Origin of the sequence: Bacillus cereus group sp. BfR-BA-01379 (genome assembly GCF_022663605.1) — a bacterium.
In the GTDB taxonomy this organism is placed as follows: Bacteria; Bacillota; Bacilli; order Bacillales; family Bacillaceae_G; genus Bacillus_A; species Bacillus_A mobilis.
Genome location: NZ_JAKUFT010000349.1, coordinates 1 through 211, shown reverse-complemented (window position 1 = coordinate 211; position 211 = coordinate 1). Strand labels below are relative to the sequence as shown.

Here is a 211-nt window from a genome sequence, read left to right as displayed (position 1 = left end):
CGGTTTTTCTTCTTTGATTTCTTCTGTTATTTCTTCTTCAACTTGCTCTTCTTCTGGTTTTACATGAATTTCCGGCTTCTCCGTAACTTCTGGCTTCTCTAGCTCTTTCGGTTCTTCTGTTACCTTTGGTGTTTCCGGGTTAGTTGGAGCTTCCAGTTCTTCTATCGATTCTTCTTTACCTTGTTCTTCTACTTCTGTTGCTTCATGTATC

The 211-nt window shown here is 39.8% G+C and carries 1 pseudogene; it reads right to left on the bottom strand.

Going from position 1 to position 211, the window contains the following annotated elements:
* Window positions 1-211, bottom strand: a pseudogene (locus MR113_RS28195) (hypothetical protein); the annotation flags it as partial.